Raw genomic sequence first — 18,812 nt, forward strand, 5'->3', positions numbered from 1 at the left:
ATGTCGATGCATTAGTTGAAGATGCAGCTGATGAAGCGGAAGAAGAACCTGCCGAAGAAGTAGCTGAAGCCTCAGATGATGTGACTGACGAAGCAGCAGAAGAAACTCCAGAGCCGGTAACCGAAGATTCAGATGATGACTTAGATGTCGATGCATTAGTTGAAGATGCAGCTGATGAAGCGGAAGAAGAACCTGCCGAAGAAGTAGCTGAAGCCTCAGATGATGTGACTGACGAAGCAGCAGAAGAAACTCCAGAGCCGGTAACCGAAGACTCAGATGATGACTTAAATGTCGATGCATTAGTTGAAGATGCAGGTGATGAAACGGAAGAAGAACCTGTCGATGACGTAGCAGAAGAGGAAGCTTCAGACGATGCAACTGAAGAGGCTGTAGAAGAAGTAGCTGAAGACGCCACAGGTGAAGTTCCAGAAGAATCAGAAGAACCCGTAATTCACGATGAGCATGATGAAGACGAGCTTCACGAAGAGTCTGAACATGATGCGATCGACCTTTCAGCCGGTGAACAAGAACATGACAAGCCGGTCAATGATGTTGAAGCAAGTGCAGAGCTAGATGAGTATCCAGATCTAGAGATGCAAGACGACTTTGATGGTATTGATGATGAACTTTCAGAAAGTCATGCTGATGAAACTATAGAAGACGATGTCGATGAGGAGGAAAACCCTCAAGCAGACACCTCAGACAGCGTCGATATTGATGAATTAGGTGATGATTTAGCCGAAGGTGTCGATTTAGATCCAACTGACTTTGGTGAAGAAGAAATTGCAAACTTATTATCTGAAGACGCCGATACAGAAGCACCATTGCTCGATGAAGACTTGCTGAATACAAGCTTCGATGAATCCGATATTGAAAACCTTTTACAAGATGAAGAGTTTTCAGAAGGTGCAGATGAAATTAGCGACTTAGGTGAAACTGAGTTATTTGACGAAGAGCCTGAAAATAACAGCATTACCGAAGACTCCAATACAGAGATTGAAGGCGACGAGACGCAAGACGACGCGGCTCAAGACGAAATGGAAACAGAAGACGCAGAGTCTGAAAACGAAGTTGAATCTGCAGAAGCATTTGAAATAGATGATTTAGAACAAGCCGATTTTGATCAGCTTTTAGCCGAACTATCAACGGACGCAGAAGAAACAAACTCAACTGCTAACGACCCGGTCAGTGATGACGCTACACCTTCTGAAAATGTAGACATTGCAGAACTAGGCGATGATCTCGATGATGATTTACTTGGCGACATCAGCGATGATTTATTAAGTGCAGAGCTGGCTGATTTAGATCAAGACTTTGTGAGTGTCGATAGCTTAATCGACGAGCTGGATGATGGTGAAGACGTCGAAATTCCAGATGATTTGGACATTGATGTTGGCCTTGATGACTTTGAAGAGTTAGCGGATGAGCGCGGCTCGGTCGACGTAGATCTAGAAGCTGGTGGCATGGCTAATCAACTCGATTTAGCGAATACCTACATCGAAATGGGCGACGAAGAAAATGCCCAACTCATCTTAGAAAAAATAATTCAATCGGATAACGAAGAAGCTCAAGAACAGGCCAAAACAATGCTAGAGAAGCTTCAGAAATAGGCATGTTAGACAACCGGCTCGATAAACGGGTGGGTTCTTCGTTAAACCGTTGTATAATGCTGCCAAATTTTTTTATCGATTAAATGTTGGAAATAGGCAGTTATGCGCATTGCTTTAGGAATAGAATACGACGGTGCTCAGTTTTTTGGGTGGCAGCGACAACGAGAAGTGACGACCGTTCAAGAGTGTCTTGAAAAGGCGTTGAGTAAAGTTGCCAATCATAAAGTTGATGTGTTTTGTGCCGGTCGCACGGATGCCGGAGTTCACGGAACTGGCCAAGTCGTTCACTTTGAAACAGACTCGGTACGTACTGATAAAGGTTGGACAATGGGCGTCAATGCCAACCTCCCTGACGCTATCGCTGTTACGTGGGTCAAACATGTTCCTGATGACTTCCATGCTAGGTTCTCAGCCACTGCTCGTCGCTATCGATACGTAATTTACAATGAACGCTTGCGCCCTGGTATCTTAAACCATGGGTTAAGTCATTATCATATGCCGTTAAATGAAGAGAAAATGCATGAAGCGGCTCAGTGCCTACTAGGAGAAAATGACTTTTCTTCATTTCGAGCTGCCCAGTGTCAATCCAATTCCCCAAATCGTTTTATTCACTTCGTAAATGTGTCTAGAACTGGCTCTTTTGTCGTCATCGACATTAAAGCTAACGCTTTTGTTCATCATATGGTACGAAATATCGCAGGTAGTCTTATTGCTATCGGCAAAGGTGAGAAACCAGTCGAATGGATGGCAGAGCTTTTAGCCGCTAAAGATCGCACCCAAGCCGCTGAAACTGCGAAACCAAACGGCTTATACCTAATTGATGTGGATTATCCAGAGGAGTTTGGGTTACCGCAGTCAAAATTAGGTCCGTTATTTTTAACCTAAGTATCCAGTAAAATTTTGTTTTTGCCGCAATTTTGACCAAAAAGATGACTTATAAGACCAGTTTAAGCGAGTTTTTAAGGAATTCTTGTGTTTTAATACGCTTGAAATTTTCAGCGTGAAGAATAATGCGGACAACTTTTATAAGGCAGTAAAATGAGCTGGATAGAAAAAATTCTACCTAAGACAAATACCTCTACCAAACGCAACATTCCAGAAGGGGTATGGACCAAATGTACTAGCTGCGACGCTATTCTGTATAAAAATGATTTAGAAAAAGAACAGGGCGTTTGTCCTAAGTGCGACCATCATATGCGTTTAACCGGTCGTAAACGCCTAGAGCTTTTTCTAGATTCTGGAGAAAAAACAGAGATTGCAGCTGATTTAGAGCCACAAGATGTTTTGTCTTTTAAAGACAGTAAAAAATATAAAGACAGAATTTCTGCAGCACAAAAGCAAACAAAAGAAAAAGACGCAATGGTCGTGTTAAAAGGTCGTGTAAAAGGCGTACCTTGTGTAGCTGCAGCGTTTCAATTTGAATACATGGGTGGCTCAATGGCTACCGTTGTAGGTGAAAAGTTTGTCCAAGCAGTAAATGTTTGTATCAACGAAAATATCCCGTTAATTTGTTTTTCAGCCTCTGGTGGCGCGCGAATGCAAGAAGCGTTGTTCTCACTAATGCAAATGGCTAAGACAAGTGCTGCGTTAGCTAAACTAAGTGAAAAAGGCCTACCGTTTATATCGGTTTTAACAGACCCAACAATGGGTGGGGTTTCAGCCAGTTTAGCAATGTTAGGCGATGTTAATATCGGTGAGCCTAAAGCGCTTATCGGTTTTGCTGGTCCTCGTGTCATAGAACAAACGGTAAGAGAAAAATTACCTGAAGGGTTCCAACGCAGTGAGTTCTTATTGGAACACGGCGCTATTGATATGATTGTAGATCGAAGAGAAATGCGAAATACAGTCTCACGTTTGTTCGCAAAAATGTGTAAACTACCATCATTGGAAAAAGAGCACAGAACGGCATAAGTACTAAACAATAGTACGCTGATAGGTACAATAGTGAGTACACAACCTTTTCAAAGCCAGTCTCTAAATGACTGGCTTTTTTATTTAGAGCAACAACACCCTAAAGAAATCGAGTTAGGGTTAGATCGAATTCAATGCGTTGCAGAACGAGCAAATGTAACTAACCTGAATGCCAAACAGACTGTTTTGGTGGCTGGAACAAATGGCAAAGGCACAACGATTCGCTTTGTAGAACAAGCTCTTATTGCGCAAGGCTTCAGTGTTGGCGTGTTTAGCTCTCCCCACATTTTTAATTATAATGAGCGCGTTAGAATTAATGGTGAAATGTTAGCTGATCAAGCTCATATCGATGCATTTAACTTCATTGAGTCGAGACGAGGTGATGTCGCCTTAACTTATTTTGAGTTTTCTACCCTAGCTTCATATCGAATTTTTCAGCAGTTAGCGCTTGACGTTGTATTGATTGAGGTTGGCTTAGGCGGCCGTTTAGATTCTACTAATATTGTTCAGCAAGATATTTCTGTCATCACAAGTATTGGGTTAGACCATACAGATTGGCTTGGTGAAACGAAAGAAGAGATAGCCTTTGAAAAAGCAGGTATTTTTAAACCTGGTACCACTGCCATTATTGGTGAGGGACACAAATATAAGGCTTTTGCTGAGCAAGCTGACGCACATCAAGTAGGCAAAGTGCTTCAGACCGGCCGTGACTTCAGCTATGAGTTGTTAGGTGGGGAAGTGCCCAACCAGTGGTGGCAATACAGCAGTGAACATAAAGTTTACGATGCATTGGCATTAAATTATGTTCCTGTCCAAAACCTCGCAACGGCCATTTCTGTGTTGATAGAGCTGGGCATTGAACTATCTCAAGAAGAAGTCAACAACGTGATTGAAAACTTCTCATTGGATGGTCGTATGCAAGTCCTTTCAGAGCAGCCTCTTCAAATGGTAGACGTTGCCCATAATCCTCATGCCGTAACTTTTTTAGCAGATTCAATCAAGAGCCGACCGCCTTTTGCTAAAGCACGTCATGTTTCTGCCGTCGTCGCTATGATGATAGACAAAGACATCAAGCAGACACTGCAAACCATGGTACCAATTGTGGACGAATGGTTTATTGGAGGGTTGCCGCAAAATTCAAGAGCGGCTGATTCGCAGGCACTTAAGCGCATTCTTGAAGAGCTAGGGGTGTTCAAAATCCACAGCTTTGGTAAAGTTGAAGATGCGTGGCAGGCTGCAAGTGAACAGCAAAAACTAGAGTCAGAAAGCGAAAAGAGTTTACTCGTGGGCTTTGGCTCGTTTTTCACGGTGGCAGAAATCTTAAATCTTCACAAAGAATAATAATAATTTTAGGTAAGGAAAGTTGGTGACAGAATTAATCAAACAGCGCCTGGTAGGTATGTTGATCGTAGTAATTGCGGGTGTCGTCTTTATACCTGATCTGCTTGACGGTCAAAAACAAACGAGTAAGTCTGATTTTAAAAAAATTCCTGAAACTCCAGAGTTTAATACTCAGCCAAAACTAACTGAATTCCCGCTGGAGACAGTAAAAGAAAATATTGCGAAAGTTCCGACTTCCAACGACGTAGCGGTTGATTCAATGGCAGAGGACGACAATGAGCCGAATCCAAATGAGGGTGGATTTAAGCCTCAGGAGTCGAACCTTGCAAGCTCAGATGATGTCCTAGCCTCGACACAAGCTTCTGAAGTCAATAATCAGCCACAGCCTGTAGAAACATCAAATAAAGAGAGTCATCAAGAGGCGGTACAAAGTTTAGCCGTTGAACAAAATAAACCGAGTCAAAAGGTCACTGCAAAAGCACCTACGACGACAAACGAACCTAATCCATCTCGCTATAAAAAGCCTCTATATATCTTGCAGCTAGGCAGTTTTAAACATAAAGAAAATGTCACAACGCTGAGGGATAAGCTAAAACAAGCTGGATATGAAACCTACACAAAACCGGTAAAAACCAAATCTGGTGTTTTGTCTAAGGTATACATTGGGCCTGAATCTGATAAAGATAAACTTGAAAAGGCTCAAATTAAATTGAAAGAACTAACAGGGCTAGCGGGTAAAATCACTCGTTTTGAACCAACAAATTAGTGGCGCAAAGGTGCGGGGTTTGTTAGACTTCGCGCCGAAATCTCAGCAGTGGAACATGCAATCTCATGGTATGGATTGATTACGCGATAATTGCTGTTATCGCAATCTCAGGCTTAATTAGCCTTGTACGAGGGTTTGTCAAAGAAGCCGTTTCTTTGGCTGTTTGGATAGCGGCGTTTTTTATTGCAAGCCGTTTTTATGCAGACCTCGCTGTTTACCTTACTGGCATCGAAAAAGACCTCTTCCGCAACGGTGCCGCCATTGCCATTCTATTTATTATTACGCTTATTTTGGGCGCAATGGTCAACCATTTACTTTCAGAAATAGTAGAGTTCACAGGCCTATCCGGTACCGACAAGATGTTGGGCATGGTCTTTGGTGGCCTTAGAGGCGCATTAATTGTTGCCGCAACTTTACTGTTTTTAGATACATTAACACCATCAAGCAGTGCGCAATGGTGGCAATCGTCTATTTTAATTCCAGAATTTTCATTCATCGTCGAATGGTTCTTTGAATTAGTAAAAGAAAACTCAAGTTTACTGTCTACACAACATTGATGGAGACCAAATCATGTGTGGTATTGTTGGTATAGTTGGCAAGGCGCCAGTTAATCAGATTATTTACGATGGATTAACGGTGTTGCAGCATCGTGGCCAAGATGCAGCCGGAATAGTGACCATTGATAATGGCCACTTTAGATTGAGAAAAGCCAACGGATTTGTCCGAGACGTTTTTCAAGAACGTCATATGCAGCGATTGCAGGGCAATATGGGAATAGGGCATGTACGGTATCCCACAGCCGGTAGCTCAAGCTCTGCAGAAGCCCAACCATTCTATGTGAACTCGCCTTTTGGTATCTCTCTCGCTCACAACGGTAATCTCACCAACGCTTCTGAACTTAAAGATGTCCTATTCAAAGAAGCAAGACGCCACATCAACACCACTTCAGACTCAGAATTATTATTAAACGTATTGGCACACGAACTCTGTGAGTCCAACTTAATGGAGCTGTCTGCAGCTGATATGTTTGGTGCGGTTCGTCGCGTTCACCATAAAGTACGCGGAGCTTATGCAGTCGTAGCGATGATCATTGGCCACGGCTTATTGGCATTTAGGGATCCTAACGGTATTCGTCCTCTAGTGCTTGGTCAGCGAGAAACGGAGCAGGGCACTGAATACATGGTTGCTTCAGAAAGTGTTGCGCTGGATATAGACGGTTTTAAATTGGTAAGAGATGTTGCCCCTGGCGAGGCTATTTACATCACTGAAAGTGGCGAATTGCATACGCAACAATGCCACCCAGACCCTAAATGCGTACCATGTATTTTTGAATATGTTTATTTTGCGCGCCCAGATTCACAACTAAATGATATTTCCGTTTATGGCTCTCGAGTGAAAATGGGTGAATACCTTGGTCGCAAGATCAAAAATGAATGGGCAGATTTAGATATAGACGTTGTTATTCCCGTGCCAGAAACCAGTTGCGACATTGCACTGCAAATTGCGCACGAATTGGATTTGCCATATCGTCAAGGTTTTGTAAAAAATCGCTACGTTGGTCGTACTTTCATCATGCCTGGTCAGGCCCAACGTAAAAAGTCGGTACGTCGTAAGCTCAATGCAATTAGCCAAGAGTTTAAAGGTAAAAATGTACTGTTGGTTGATGACTCGATTGTTCGTGGTACAACATCAGAACAAATTATTGAAATGGCCCGTGATGCTGGCGCAGCGAAAGTCTTCTTTGCCTCAGCGGCACCGGAAATTCGTTTTCCTAATGTTTATGGTATTGATATGCCATCGCCTAATGAATTAATTGCCTACGGCCGTGAAGCAGATGAAGTTGCATCAATGATCGGTGCAGATGAATTAATTTTCCAATCTCTTGATGACTTGGTAAATGCGGTTAAAGATGAAAACCCATCTATCTTAAAGTTTGAGACGTCGGTTTTTGATGGAAACTATGTGACAAAAGACATTGATCAAATGTATTTGGAATCTTTAGAAAGCGCACGTTCGGATTCGGCGAAATCCAAAAAAACAGAACCGATTGAGACTGGTCTTGAACTTCACAACGAAGAAACGGACTAAAACTAACTAGAAGCCTAAGTAATAGGGCTAAGTTGGATTAACCCATACTTTTTTAAAAGTCGGTAACAATAAAAAAGGCGATGAAATTAATCATCGCCTTTTTTGTGTCTGTGGGTTTCGAAACAGGTTAACTATGAAATTTCTCACACGCCTCTAGTGTATTCTCTACTAAAGAAGCTACTGTCATTGGGCCTACGCCACCAGGAACGGGTGTAATCCAAGACGCACGCTCTGCGGCTTCTTCAAATTGGATGTCCCCGACTAAACGACCATCGTCTAAACGATTAATGCCTACATCAATTACGATAGCACCAGGCTTGACCCAGTCGCCCGGAATAAACTCTGGTTTACCAACCGCTACAACTAAAATGTCAGCTTGGCGAACCTGTGCTTCCAAGTCTTGCGTAAACTTATGGCAAACGGTGGTTGTACAACCTGCTAAAAGTAGTTCGAGCGACATAGGGCGGCCAACAATATTAGAAGCACCGACAATAACGGCGTGTTTGCCTTTATAAAATACATGGGTGTTATCTAATAACGTCATGATGCCCTTTGGAGTACATGGACGAAGCGCTGGGACTCGTTGTGCCAAGCGACCAATATTATAAGGGTGGAAGCCATCAACGTCTTTGTGTGGGTGAATACGTTCTAGAATTCTCTCTGGGTTTAGACCGTGAGGTAATGGTAATTGAACCAAAATACCGTCGATTTCATCATTTGCGTTTAATTCATCTACTAAAGAAAGCAACTCTGCTTCCGTGGTGGTGGCTGGAAGGTCAAAAGACTTTGAAACAAGACCAACCTCTTCACACGCTTTTTTCTTGTTACCCACATAAACTTGTGAAGCTGGGTCTTGGCCAACGAGCACTACGGCAAGACCAGGAGCACGACGATTAGCTTTAAGGCGGGCACTCACTCCTGTTTTTACTTTGTCACGAACGGTTTGGGCGATGGCTTTACCATCAATTAATCTGGCAGTCATTGAACACTCTTATATAGTAGATGTTAAAAGTAGTTATTTCGCTTAGTTTTATAAACCGTGCTTATTGTAAACCCTTGAAACAGAAATCTCATTGAATAAAACAGTAAACCAATAAAAAGATACAAATTAATTTTTAAAAGAATGGTTAAAATATGCGCGGAATACGCTATTATTGGTTAAAACGAAAGCGAGTTGCACTAAAAATCACCAAACGGAAAAAACTTTTAAAAAAGTGTTTGACTGAATCAGGGGTTATCCGTAATATGCCGCCTTGTCGCGAGGCAGTAGGTTCTCAAAGATTCAAAGTCGGTGTTTAGCGCAGCTTGGTAGCGCACTTCGTTTGGGTCGAAGGGGTCGCAGGTTCAAATCCTGCAACACCGACCACTTTGAACTTTTGAGATTAGCCCGTAGGTGAAGCGCCCGTAGCTCAGCTGGATAGAGCAACGCCCTTCTAAGGCGTCGGTCGTAGGTTCGAATCCTACCGGGTGCGCCATGTTTTGTGACAAGTCTTATTGCGGTGATTGTAGCTCAGTTGGTAGAGCCCTGGATTGTGATTCCGGTTGTCGTGGGTTCGAGTCCCATCAGTCACCCCATCTTTTGCGGAAGTGGCGGAATTGGTAGACGCGCTGGATTTAGGTTCCAGTATCTTCGGGTGTGAGAGTTCAAGTCTCTCCTTCCGCACCAAAATTTACTCTTATATAGTCGGTGTTTAGCGCAGCTTGGTAGCGCACTTCGTTTGGGTCGAAGGGGTCGCAGGTTCAAATCCTGCAACACCGACCATTTATCCCCTCTAGTACATATTCTCTTAATTTCAATATTTTTAGCTCGTTTGCTCATTATTTCTGCCTTTTATTGTGCTTTATCGTGGACGATTGGATTTTCCATGGCTATAATGCCGCGTCATTTTAAGAACAAAAATTTGGGCCCATTTTTTTCAAGCGGTCACAAAGTTAATTAATTGAGGTTAGAACATGCAGGTTTCTTTAGAAACGACTCAAGGTTTAGAGCGTAAAGTTACGATCACGCTTCCAGCAGAATCGATTGAAAATCAAGTTAAGGCTCGTCTACGTGAAGTTGGTAAAACAACTCGTATCGATGGTTTCCGTAAAGGTAAAGTACCAGTAGCAATTCTAGAGAAGCGTTTTGGTCAGTCTGTATTTGCAGAAGTTGCACAAGAGCAAATGCAACAAAACTACATCCAAGCTATCATTCAAGAAAAAGTAAACCCAGCGGGCGCACCTTACTTCGAACCTAAAAACATGAAGCGTGGTGAAGACTTAGAATTCACAGCGACGTTCGAAGTATACCCAGAGGTTGAATTATCAAACGTTGAAAAAATCGAAGTTGAACGTCCAGTAGCAGAAGTAACTGACGCTGACTTAGAAAACATGATGGAAACACTTCAGAAGCAACAGGCTACTTGGGTTGAGTCAAAAGAAGCTGCTGCTGAAGGTAACCGTGTAAACATCGACTTCCTAGGTAAAGTTGACGGTGAAGAGTTTGAAGGCGGCAAAGCAGAAGGTTTTGATCTTGAACTAGGCGCTGGTCGTATGATCCCTGGATTCGAAGACGACATCATTGGTAAGAAAGCAGGCGAAGAAGTAACAGTTAACGTTACTTTCCCTGAAGAATATCACGCAGAAAACCTTAAAGGTAAAGACGCTGAGTTTGCAGTTAAAGTAAACAAAGTTGAAGTACAAGAATTACCAGAACTAACTGACGAATTCGTTGAGAAGTTTGGTATCACTGAAGGTGGCGTTGACGCTCTTAAGACTGAAGTTAAAGCAAACATGACTCGTGAATTAGGCCAAGCGTTAAAAGCGAAGGTAAAAGAGCAAGTTATCAAAGGTCTATTAGAAGCACACGAATTAGAAGTACCTAAAGCGTTAATCGACCAAGAAGTTAACGTTTTACGTCAGCAAGCTATGCAGCGTTTTGGTGGTCAAATGGACGCTAACAACATGCCTGAGCTACCTGCTGAATTATTCGAGCAACAAGCTAAAGATCGCGTACGCACTGGTTTATTACTTGGTGAGTTCATTCGCACTAACGAAATTAAAGCAGACGATGCAAAAGTTAAAGAAATTATCGAAACTCAAGCATCTGCATACGAAGATCCAACTGAAGTTGTTAACTACTACTACAATGACGAGAAGCTTCTTGAAAATGTACGTAACTTAGCAACTGAAGATCAAGCTATCGAATTAATCCTAGAAAAAGCCAAAGTTGAAGAAAAATCAGTCAGCTTTGACGAAATTATGAACCCAAAGCAAGCGTAATTTAAAATCGCATTGACTTAAGGGTTGAACAAAGGGTTAAATGGCTCGATATACTAGTAAGTATGTCGAGCCATTTTTGTTTAAGGAAGCTATATGATTAACCACACCAATAATGTGGCCGCTGGATCAATTACCGATCCAAGCAATGCATTAGTCCCAATGGTCGTAGAACAGACGGCGAAAGGGGAACGTTCTTACGATATTTATTCACGCTTATTAAAAGAGCGAGTAATTTTCCTAACTGGTCAAGTTGAAGATCAAATGGCAAATCTGATCTGTGCACAGTTATTGTTCTTAGAATCAGAAAACCCAGATAAAGATATTTATCTTTATATCAACTCACCTGGTGGCTCTGTAACGGCTGGTATGTCTATTTATGACACCATGAATTTTATCAAGCCTGATATTTCGACGGTTTGTATGGGTCAAGCAGCAAGCATGGGTGCGTTCTTATTGTCAGGCGGTACAAAAGGTAAACGCCACTGTTTACCAAACTCTCGAGTGATGATTCACCAACCTTTAGGTGGTTTCCAAGGTCAAGCATCAGATATCGAGATTCACGCAAAAGAAATCATTGCGATTAAAGAAAAGCTTAATACCTTGATGGCTGAACATTCTGGTCAACCTTATGAAAAGGTAGCGAAAGATACAGACCGCGATAACTTTTTGACGCCAGAAGATGCGTTGGAGTACGGCTTAATCGATTCGATTTTAGACCGCCGCGAGATCAAGTAATTAACTAATTAGTCGATATATAGGCTAATAGCATTTTTTTTACTAACATTAAGTTAGTAGAGCTAGCAAAGTGAGGTGACTGAATGTCAGAGCATACAGAAAACGACAGTAAACTACTGTATTGTTCATTTTGCGGCAAGAGCCAGCATGAAGTACGCAAGTTAATTGCAGGCCCTTCTGTATATATCTGTGATGAGTGTGTTGATTTATGTAACGACATCATCAGAGAAGAAATCAAAGAAATTTCGCCAAAACGCGATGCGGATGCATTGCCGACACCACGCGATATTCGTTCGCATCTTGATGACTACGTAATTGGTCAACAACATGCCAAGAAAGTGTTAAGTGTTGCGGTTTATAACCACTACAAGCGTTTAAGAAATGGCGATACCAATGGTGACGTAGAGCTAGGCAAGAGTAATATCTTGTTAATTGGTCCAACAGGTAGTGGTAAAACATTACTTGCAGAAACATTAGCCCGTTTCCTAGATGTACCATTTACAATGGCGGATGCAACAACATTAACTGAAGCCGGTTATGTTGGTGAAGATGTAGAAAACATCATTCAAAAGCTATTACAAAAGTGTGACTACGACGTAGAAAAAGCCCAGCGCGGTATCGTTTACATCGATGAAATTGATAAGATTTCACGTAAGTCAGACAATCCGTCTATTACTCGTGATGTTTCAGGTGAGGGTGTTCAACAAGCACTACTTAAGCTGATTGAAGGCACGGTAGCATCGATTCCACCTCAAGGTGGCCGTAAACACCCACAACAGGAATTCTTGCAGGTTGATACCTCTAAGATTTTATTTATCTGTGGTGGTGCCTTTGCTGGATTAGACAAAGTCGTTGCGGCTCGTTCTGAAAAGGGCACCGCAATTGGTTTTGGCGCGGAAGTTAAATCGAGCAAAGATGAAGTCACTCTTTCTGAGCATTTTGCCAACGTAGAACCAGAAGATTTAGTTAAATACGGGTTGATACCTGAATTTATCGGTCGTCTACCGGTTGTTGCTACGCTAGGTGAGCTCGACTTAGACGCATTAGTTCAAATCCTAAGCGAGCCTAAGAATGCATTGACCAAGCAATATGGTGCTTTGTTCGACCTAGAAGGGGTTGAGCTTGAGTTCCGTGAAGATGCATTGAAAGCCATTGGTGCGAAAGCCATGGAGCGCAAAACAGGAGCTCGTGGTCTTCGTTCAATTATCGAAGCGACATTACTCGATACCATGTACGAGTTACCGTCGATGGAAGATGTATCAAAAGTGGTTATAGATGAATCAGTTATCGAAGGACAATCTGAGCCGATTTTGATTTATGAAAATCAAAAAAGCAAAGCTGTCCCTGAGCAATAAGTAACCATTAAATTAAAAAAAGGAGTCATTTGGCTCCTTTTTTTGTATCTACAATTGAACTTTTTGTAGGTCACCCCATATACTCATAGACTACTAATCAGAATTCAGAGAACTCACGAATATGACGCATGACGCAGAATACTCTAATATCCCGATTTTGGCGTTACGGGATGTTGTCGTTTATCCACATATGGTCATTCCCCTTTTTGTTGGTCGGGAAAAGTCTATTGCTTGTTTAGAACAAGCGATGGAAAAGGATAAAAAAATATTTTTGGTTGCTCAAACCGATCCTGCAAATGACGACCCGCAGCCTGATGACATGTATAACGTTGGTACGGTTGCGACAATTTTACAATTACTTAAGCTCCCAGACGGCACGGTAAAAGTATTAGTTGAAGGTAACGAACGTGGCAAAATTGTTCAGTACACAGAGACTGAAGAATACTTTGAAGGCCAAATTGAATTAATCGAACCTCCTCAAGCAGATGAGCGTGAAGAAGAAGTTCTGATTCGCTCAGCTATCAATCAGTTTGAAGGCTACATCAAACTTAATAAGAAGATCCCGCCAGAGGTATTAACTTCTGTTACGGGTATCGATGATGCTGACCGGTTAGCCGATACCATGGCATCACATATGCCATTAAAAGTAGAAGAAAAGCAAAAAGCTCTTGAGATTGAAGACGTGCGTGAACGTCTCGAATATCTTATGGCTTTAATGGAAGGCGAAATCGATTTACTTCAAGTTGAAAAGAAAATTCGTAGCCGTGTTAAGAAGCAGATGGAAAAAAGCCAACGCGAATACTATTTGAATGAGCAAATGAAAGCCATTCAAAAAGAACTCGGCGAATCTGAAGACGGTGTTGATGAGTTTGAAGCGCTAGAGAAGAAAATTGAAGACGCGCAAATGCCAGAAGAGGCTGAACAGAAAACTCGCGCCGAACTCAAGAAATTAAAAATGATGTCTGCTATGTCTGCAGAAGCCACGGTTGTTCGCGGTTATATCGACTGGATGACTGGTGTTCCTTGGAAAAAGCGCAGTAAAGTAAAACGCGACTTAAACAAGGCTCAAGAAGTTTTAGATGCCGACCATTATGGTTTAGACAAAGTCAAAGAGCGCATTGTTGAGTATTTAGCCGTACAGCAGCGTATCAGCAAATTAAAAGGCCCAATTTTGTGTTTAGTTGGTCCTCCAGGGGTTGGTAAAACCTCTTTAGGTCAATCAATTGCGAAAGCAACAGGCCGTAAGTACGTTCGTATGGCACTTGGTGGCGTGCGTGATGAAGCGGAAATCCGTGGTCACCGTCGTACCTACATTGGTTCAATGCCAGGCAAAATCATCCAAAAAATGAGTAAAGTAGGGGTTAAGAACCCGTTGTTCTTGTTAGATGAAATCGACAAGATGAGCTCAGATATGCGCGGTGATCCATCTTCTGCATTACTAGAAGTATTAGACCCAGAGCAAAATGCGGCGTTTAACGACCACTACCTAGAAGTGGATTATGACTTGTCAGACATTATGTTTGTCGCGACGTCTAACAGCATGGATATTCCAGGGCCACTATTAGACCGAATGGAAGTGATTCGACTAGCGGGCTATACCGAAGACGAAAAGCTAAATATTGCGAACCAACATTTGTTGAGTAAACAGAAAAAGCGCAATGGCTTAAAAGACAACGAACTTACACTGACTGATGCGGCGATTATTAACATTGTTCGTTATTACACGCGCGAAGCGGGTGTTCGTAGTCTTGAGCGTGAGATTTCGAAAATTTGTCGTAAAGTTGTGACTGAAATCTTAACGAATAAATCGGTTAAATCAGTAACAGTTGATGACTCAAATTTACAAGAGTACTTGGGTGTTCGCCGTCATGATTATGGCAAAGCTGATGAGGATGATCGAATTGGTCAAGTCACTGGTTTGGCATGGACACAAGTTGGTGGTGATTTACTGACTATCGAATGTGCAACTGTGCCTGGAAAAGGCAAATTGGTGTATACCGGTTCACTAGGCGATGTCATGAAGGAGTCAATTCAGGCTGCAATGACAGTAGTGAAAAGCCGTGCTGAAATGCTTCGTATCAATGAGGACTTTGCTGAAAAACGCGATATACACATCCACGTACCAGAAGGCGCAACACCTAAAGACGGCCCAAGTGCCGGTATTGCGATGGTGACGTCACTGGTGTCAAGCCTGACGGGTAACCCAGTTAAAGCTGACGTAGCGATGACAGGTGAAATCACACTTCGTGGAGAAGTACTGGCCATTGGTGGTCTTAAAGAAAAGCTGTTAGCAGCCCACCGCGGTGGAATTAAAACCGTTTTGATTCCTCATGAGAACGAGCGTGATCTGGAAGAAATTCCGGATAATGTGAAGAAAGACCTTACAATTAAGCCGGTTAAATGGATTGATGAAGTTCTTGAAGTCGCATTAAGTCAGCCTTTAGAGAGAGTTTCGACCGAAAATTGTGCATAAATGCATATTTTTTTCGAAAATTTGAAAAAAAGGCTTTTCAAAAGCGCCGACTGTGCTAGTTTATTGGGGCTAGGAGGGTTGGCGAGCCAACTCTCACTAATAAAATTAACAATCTAGCGTTAAATTACAACGCAGAGATATTGAGTCTAAAAAAAATAATTAGAGACTCAGAATTATAAAAACAATATAGGGGATGAAATTGTGAACAAGTCTCAATTAATCGAAAAAATCGCTGAAGGTGCTGACATTTCTAAAGCTTCTGCGGGCCGTGCTCTAGATTCATTCATCGAATCAGTTACAGGTGCTCTAAAGGAAGGTGACTCTGTTGCATTAGTTGGTTTCGGTACTTTCTCAGTGCGTGAGCGTGCAGCTCGCACAGGTCGTAACCCACAAACTGGTGCGACTATCGAAATCGCAGCAGCTAAAGTTCCAGCATTCAAAGCGGGTAAAGCGCTTAAAGACGCTTGTAACTAATTAACAATTTTTATGGGGAGCGGTAGTTCAGTTGGTTAGAATACCGGCCTGTCACGCCGGGGGTCGCGAGTTCGAGTCTCGTCCGTTCCGCCAATAAAAAAGTTCAAGCATTAAAGCGCATCTGATAAGATGCGTTTTTTTTTACAAAAAACATTCAACTCAGCAAAGAGAAGTAACAATGCTAGAAAGAATTAGAGAAGGTTCTCAAGGAATCGCAGCCAAAATTATTCTTGGCTTGGTGATACTCACCTTTGCCATTAGTGGTATTGGTAGTTACATCAACAGCAAAGCTGATACTGCATTAGCAACGGTTAATGACGTAGAAATTACACAGTCAGCATTAGAAGAAGCTTATCAAAACGAAACCAACCGCATGAAATCACAATTTGGTGAAGTGGTTGATCAGTTATTAGCTGACGAAAACTATGTCGCTAACTTGCGTCAGGGTGTTTTGGATCGCTTGATAGTTCAAGAGTTACAACGTCAACAAGCTAAAGACTTAGGCATTCGCGTAAGTGACGAGCAAATCAAACAAACTATTTTGGACATGCCAAATTTCCAAGTGAATGGCCAGTTTAACAATGATATGTATTTAGCCATGTTACGCCAGGCGGGCTTCTTGCCAAGCCAGTTCCGCGATTACTTGCGTAACGAAATGGTTCGTAATCAATACAATGCTGCCATCCTAGGGTCAGAGTTTGTATTGGAACATGAAAAAAATTATTACTCAGAGCTAGCAAATCAGCACCGTAGCTTCAACCAGCTTACTGTTTCAGCTGCTGACTTAGTTTCCCAGGTGGTCGTAGAGCAAGCTGATTTAGAAACCTATTTTGCGGCTAATAAGTCAATGTACAAAACTCAAGAGCAAGTTGCTGTTGAATACGTTGTTATTGATGCGGATTTATTAGCGGACTCTGTTGAAGTAACAGAAGAAGATCTCACAGATTACTACGAAGTGAACGTAGCAGAATTCACAACGCCAGAGCGTCGTCGAGTTTCTCACATCCTTGTTGAAGCAGCAGACGATGCAGAAGAGCGAATCAACGACATCAAAGCCAAGCTTGATGCTGGTGAAGCGTTTGATGAACTTGCTAAAAACTTTTCAGAAGATAGCTTCAGCGCTGAAAACGGCGGTGACTTAGAATGGTTCGAAGCTGGCTTGTTTGGCGACGCATTTGACGACGCTGTATTGGCATTAGAAAACGTGGGTGACGTTTCTGAAGTATTTGAAACTGAATCTGGCTTCCACATCGTTACCATAACTGAGCTTACTGAAAAGACTGTAGCTAAGTTTGAAGACGTTAAAGATCAGATCGAAGAGCAATTCAAGCAATCTCGTATCGACGAGCTATATATCGAAGCACAAACGACAGTAAGCCAGCTTGCGTTTGAAATGCCTGATACATTAGAAGATGCAGCTAAAGAGGCGGGTCTTGAGCTTAAGCAAACGGCAAAGTTAACGTACAACGAACTACAAGGCGTACTTAACAGCCCAGTAGCAACGAACAAAGCCTTTGATGAAGAATTCATTGGTGAAGGTCTAAACAGTGACCTAATCGATATTGATGACACTCGCTCTATTGTTCTTCGTGTGACAGAGTACGTGCCAGCGCGCTCTCAATCGTTAGAAGAAGTTAAAGAGCAAGTAACTGCCGCCGTTACTCGTCAAAAAGCAGCCGAATTGGCACAGGCTAAAGCAGAAGAGCTAGCAGCGGCACTAAAAGACGGTTCAGATGTTAATACATTAGCAACGGACGATGTGGTTAGGGCAGAAACGTTTGCTGATATAGGTCGTTACGACAGTGCAGTAAATGCACAAGTACGTGACGCAGTATTTGATTTACATAAACCGACAGACAGCGCGCCAGTTGTAGATACGGTTCAGTTAAGTACTGGTGATGCAGTTGTTATTGCATTGACTAAAGTTGAGACTAAAGACGCTGTCGTTGATGAGCCTATGGCAAATCAATTAATGGCCGTTATCTCACGTCAAGCGACTGATGCATTAATTGAAGCGAGCAAAGCAAACGCTGAAATTGAAAAATAAAAATGCGAAGGCCCAATTATTGAGGGCCTAATCGTAGAGCAAAAAAGCCACGTTTAACGTGGCTTTTTTTATGGGCAACAAGAAGTAAAGAATCTCGCCACACTTTATAGAGCCTTTTGAAAAAGTGTTTAACAATCTATATTGTAAAACACTGCACTCATCATATTTTGTGCAATGTAGGCGCTAGCCAATAAACATTCATATTAGAATAAGGAAAACTCATGAAAAGGTTTCAATATAAGGTTGTAGATACTAGAGATGTAGAAACAGGAGGACTATTTAAAGGAAGGAAACGAGAAGATGTAGAAGCATACCTAAGTTCGCTCGGGGAAAAAGGTTGGGAGTTAGTGAACGTTGACTTTCGTGAACTTGAAGGCGGTCTGGAGTTTGCTGGAATTATGAAAAAAGAGTTTTAATAGATAGTTGCTAATAAAAGGCTTGGCTACATATCAAGAGACTTTAACAACTTTTGAGTTTTGGCGTGTTGTGGGTTGTCGAAAACCTCATCCACATCTCCAGACTCGACGATTTTGCCTTGGTCCATGATAAAAATTCTATCACTCAAATAACGAACGAGAGAAATTTGGTGAGAAATTAGGATATAGGTGAGCTGTAACGTTTCCTGTAAGTCTAATAAAAGGTTTATGACTTGTGCCCTTAGTGAAGGGTCTAAAGGCGCGAGAGCTTCGTCTATGATGACAACTTGTGGGTCTAGGATAAGAGCTCGCGCGATACCAATACGTTGGGCCTG

General features: G+C 42.2%; 15 protein-coding genes, 6 tRNA genes and 1 pseudogene. 20 read left to right on the top strand and 2 right to left on the bottom strand.

Features of this window, described 5'->3' with window-relative positions:
- The 7 genes from AC4E96_RS07340 to purF form a co-directional block, all read left to right on the top strand.
- Positions 1-1,610: FimV/HubP family polar landmark protein (locus AC4E96_RS07340; RefSeq protein WP_490255368.1), on the top strand; the 1,610-nt coding region annotated here is incomplete at its 5' end.
- A 102-nt stretch (positions 1,611-1,712) separates the two neighbouring features.
- Positions 1,713-2,495, top strand: coding sequence for a tRNA pseudouridine(38-40) synthase TruA (gene truA, locus AC4E96_RS07345; RefSeq protein WP_490255369.1), 783 nt, complete (start codon positions 1,713-1,715; stop codon positions 2,493-2,495).
- A gap of 153 nt (positions 2,496-2,648) precedes the next feature.
- On the top strand, positions 2,649-3,521 hold the full coding sequence (gene accD / locus AC4E96_RS07350; RefSeq protein ID WP_488033731.1) for an acetyl-CoA carboxylase, carboxyltransferase subunit beta: 873 nt from the start codon (positions 2,649-2,651) through the stop codon (positions 3,519-3,521).
- A 33-nt stretch (positions 3,522-3,554) separates the two neighbouring features.
- Positions 3,555-4,862, top strand: coding sequence for a bifunctional tetrahydrofolate synthase/dihydrofolate synthase (gene folC / locus AC4E96_RS07355; protein WP_490255370.1), 1,308 nt, complete (start codon positions 3,555-3,557; stop codon positions 4,860-4,862).
- Between the two features lie 25 nt (positions 4,863-4,887).
- Positions 4,888-5,628 (top strand): SPOR domain-containing protein, encoded by a 741-nt coding sequence (locus AC4E96_RS07360; RefSeq protein ID WP_490255371.1) that lies wholly within the window; start codon positions 4,888-4,890, stop codon positions 5,626-5,628.
- A gap of 65 nt (positions 5,629-5,693) precedes the next feature.
- Positions 5,694-6,185, top strand: a complete 492-nt coding sequence (locus AC4E96_RS07365; protein WP_488033734.1) for a CvpA family protein — start codon at positions 5,694-5,696, stop codon at positions 6,183-6,185.
- A 13-nt stretch (positions 6,186-6,198) separates the two neighbouring features.
- Positions 6,199-7,716: an amidophosphoribosyltransferase gene (gene purF, locus AC4E96_RS07370; RefSeq protein ID WP_488033735.1), complete on the top strand. Its 1,518-nt coding sequence runs from the start codon at positions 6,199-6,201 to the stop codon at positions 7,714-7,716.
- Between the two features lie 127 nt (positions 7,717-7,843).
- On the opposite strand, the gene folD is transcribed toward purF, so the two are convergent.
- Entirely contained in the window at positions 7,844-8,698 is an 855-nt protein-coding gene (gene folD, locus AC4E96_RS07375) for a bifunctional methylenetetrahydrofolate dehydrogenase/methenyltetrahydrofolate cyclohydrolase FolD (protein ID WP_488033736.1), read from the bottom strand.
- Between the two features lie 307 nt (positions 8,699-9,005).
- Between folD and AC4E96_RS07380 the strand changes: the two genes are divergently transcribed.
- The 13 genes from AC4E96_RS07380 to AC4E96_RS07440 all read left to right on the top strand — a co-directional run bounded on the left by AC4E96_RS07380 (position 9,006) and on the right by AC4E96_RS07440 (position 18,477).
- Positions 9,006-9,082: transfer RNA gene (locus AC4E96_RS07380), tRNA-Pro, on the top strand.
- A 32-nt stretch (positions 9,083-9,114) separates the two neighbouring features.
- Positions 9,115-9,191, top strand: a tRNA-Arg gene (locus tag AC4E96_RS07385).
- A gap of 24 nt (positions 9,192-9,215) precedes the next feature.
- Positions 9,216-9,291, top strand: a tRNA-His gene (locus AC4E96_RS07390).
- 6 nt (positions 9,292-9,297) lie between these two features.
- Positions 9,298-9,382: transfer RNA gene (locus tag AC4E96_RS07395), tRNA-Leu, on the top strand.
- 19 nt (positions 9,383-9,401) lie between these two features.
- Positions 9,402-9,478: transfer RNA gene (locus AC4E96_RS07400), tRNA-Pro, on the top strand.
- Positions 9,479-9,669: 191 nt separating this feature from the next.
- Complete coding sequence (gene tig, locus AC4E96_RS07405) at positions 9,670-10,977, top strand: trigger factor (protein ID WP_488033737.1); 1,308 nt, start codon at positions 9,670-9,672, stop codon at positions 10,975-10,977.
- A 93-nt stretch (positions 10,978-11,070) separates the two neighbouring features.
- Positions 11,071-11,712 (top strand): ATP-dependent Clp endopeptidase proteolytic subunit ClpP, encoded by a 642-nt coding sequence (clpP, locus tag AC4E96_RS07410; protein WP_488033738.1) that lies wholly within the window; start codon positions 11,071-11,073, stop codon positions 11,710-11,712.
- A gap of 83 nt (positions 11,713-11,795) precedes the next feature.
- Complete coding sequence (gene clpX / locus AC4E96_RS07415) at positions 11,796-13,067, top strand: ATP-dependent protease ATP-binding subunit ClpX (protein ID WP_488033739.1); 1,272 nt, start codon at positions 11,796-11,798, stop codon at positions 13,065-13,067.
- Between the two features lie 121 nt (positions 13,068-13,188).
- The gene (gene lon / locus AC4E96_RS07420; RefSeq protein ID WP_490255372.1) at positions 13,189-15,540 is read left to right on the top strand and encodes an endopeptidase La; all 2,352 of its coding nucleotides are present in this window, start codon (positions 13,189-13,191) and stop codon (positions 15,538-15,540) included.
- Between the two features lie 201 nt (positions 15,541-15,741).
- Positions 15,742-16,014 (top strand): nucleoid-associated protein HU-beta, encoded by a 273-nt coding sequence (gene hupB, locus AC4E96_RS07425; protein ID WP_488033741.1) that lies wholly within the window; start codon positions 15,742-15,744, stop codon positions 16,012-16,014.
- Positions 16,015-16,030: 16 nt separating this feature from the next.
- A tRNA-Asp gene (locus AC4E96_RS07430) sits at positions 16,031-16,107 on the top strand.
- An 85-nt stretch (positions 16,108-16,192) separates the two neighbouring features.
- Positions 16,193-18,061 (top strand): SurA N-terminal domain-containing protein, encoded by a 1,869-nt coding sequence (locus AC4E96_RS07435; RefSeq protein ID WP_490255373.1) that lies wholly within the window; start codon positions 16,193-16,195, stop codon positions 18,059-18,061.
- A gap of 221 nt (positions 18,062-18,282) precedes the next feature.
- Positions 18,283-18,477, top strand: a complete 195-nt coding sequence (locus AC4E96_RS07440) for a DUF4177 domain-containing protein (RefSeq protein WP_488033743.1) — start codon at positions 18,283-18,285, stop codon at positions 18,475-18,477.
- A gap of 26 nt (positions 18,478-18,503) precedes the next feature.
- On the opposite strand, the pseudogene AC4E96_RS07445 reads toward AC4E96_RS07440, so the two are convergent.
- Positions 18,504-18,812: pseudogene (locus AC4E96_RS07445) on the bottom strand (peptide ABC transporter ATP-binding protein); the annotation flags it as partial.

It is taken from the genome of Psychrosphaera sp., from assembly GCF_982872775.1.